Here is a 977-nt window from a genome sequence, read left to right as displayed (position 1 = left end):
CTATGCTGATTAATGCTGCTCGTTTAGATGTGATGCACCGGTTGGGTCGAGCCATGGCCGATCCGACACGGTCCCGAATTCTGTTGACGCTGTTGGAGGGGCCTGAATATCCGGCAGTGCTTGCCCGCGATCTTGGGCTGACCCCTTCCAATGTATCCAACCATCTGGCCTGTTTGCGCGACTGTGGCATTGTGGTCGGACAGCATCAGGGACGCCAAACCCGCTATGAGATCGCAGACCCACACTTGGCTCAGGCACTGACCGCGTTGGTGGACACGACCCTGGCCGTTGACGAAGCTGCCCCCTGCATTGATCCGGTCTGCACTGTTACCGGATGTGCTGGCGACGAGGAGTTCAGCGCGTGATCGTCTCCTCCATCCTGCAGGCGATCGGGCTGTTTATCGCCACCAACATTGATGACATCGTCATCCTGTCGCTGTTCTTCGGGCGAGGCCAGGGACAACCAGGCACCACTCGCCGCCTCCTGGCGGGACAATATCTAGGATTCCTGGGCATTTTAGGCGCTGCGGTAGCAGCAGCCTTTGGTGCCCAAGTGCTCCTGCCTGAAGCCATACTGCCGTACTTCGGTCTGATCCCCCTGGGGCTCGGACTCTGGGCAGCATGGCAGGCCTGGCGCAATCGCGGCCAAGACGACGATGACGAAGCACAACTCGAAGGCAAACGTGTCTCGGTCTGGACCGTCGCGGCAGTGACCTTCGCCAACGGTGGCGACAACATCGGTGTTTATGTGCCAGTGTTCGTCAGCGTCAGCTGGAGCGCAGTGCTGGCCTACTGCATCGTCTTCTTATTGCTCGTTGCCGCTCTCGTATTCCTGGCCAAGTGGATTAGCTCCAGAAAACCCATTGCAGAAGCCCTGGAACGGTGGGAACATATTCTCTTTCCGGCCGTCCTCATCGGCCTAGGTATCGTCATCCTCGTCAGCGGCGGAGCCTTCGGACTGTAAGCAACGGCCACAC

General features: G+C 59.1%; 2 protein-coding genes. Both read left to right on the top strand.

Features of this window, described 5'->3' with window-relative positions:
- Window positions 1-2: 2 nt before the first annotated feature.
- On the top strand, window positions 3-365 hold the full coding sequence (cmtR, locus tag A6F49_RS14585) for a Cd(II)/Pb(II)-sensing metalloregulatory transcriptional regulator CmtR (protein WP_043055283.1): 363 nt from the start codon (window positions 3-5) through the stop codon (window positions 363-365).
- Complete coding sequence (locus A6F49_RS14580; RefSeq protein WP_043055284.1) at window positions 362-964, top strand: cadmium resistance transporter; 603 nt, start codon at window positions 362-364, stop codon at window positions 962-964. The genes cmtR and A6F49_RS14580 overlap by 4 nt, the downstream gene beginning before the upstream one ends.
- The last annotated feature ends 13 nt before the right edge of the window (window positions 965-977 follow it).

It is taken from the genome of Enteractinococcus helveticum, assembly GCF_001657475.1.
Taxonomy (GTDB): domain Bacteria; phylum Actinomycetota; class Actinomycetes; order Actinomycetales; family Micrococcaceae; genus Yaniella; species Yaniella helvetica.
Note: the sequence above shows the minus strand (reverse complement) of the source record. Positions and strands in the feature narration are given on the sequence as shown.

Excerpts from the sequence above, each read along its gene's own strand:
- cmtR (WP_043055283.1), top strand. The coding sequence starts at position 3 with ATGCTGATTAATGCTGCTCGTTTAGATGTGATGCACCGGTTGGGTCGA.